General features: G+C 45.3%; 1 pseudogene. It reads left to right on the forward strand.

Going from position 1 to position 415, the window contains the following annotated elements:
* Positions 1 to 415: pseudogene (locus KP705_RS18305) on the forward strand (hypothetical protein); the annotation flags it as partial.

Consider the following 415-nt stretch of genomic DNA (forward strand, 5'->3'; position numbering starts at 1 on the left):
GCGGATGGGTTATCTCCAAAGGAACAAAATGAAGCCTATAAGCAATCGTTTAGAGATTGGCAGGACAGTTATTGGGATAAGGTCGGGAAGCCTTCTGGCTTAACTCGTATTGGTCCAGGTCGTAGGCGTTTAACTCGGGACCAGTGGAACCAGGAGAAGCAACAAGCCAAGGCTTTAGCTATTGCTCTGGCTGATGGTCGTGCTGTTGCAAAGCGTGTTGATGCTGCAAAAGCTAAGGCTGAAAAGTTTGAGAAGGCTGGCACGTTGGTTGGTGCTGTTTCTTCTGCTGTTGCTGGTGGTGTTGTTCAGGTTTCTGAGTCATTCACGAAAAGCCGTTTTGATGATGGTGCGAAGTCTCGTGAAAATGAAATTCATTTATTGAAGAATCAAAATGAGAAGTTGAAAGCGAGTAATT

It is taken from the genome of Gluconobacter sp. P1D12_c (genome assembly GCF_018812105.1).
GTDB classification, from domain to species: Bacteria; Pseudomonadota; Alphaproteobacteria; order Acetobacterales; family Acetobacteraceae; genus Gluconobacter; species Gluconobacter oxydans_A.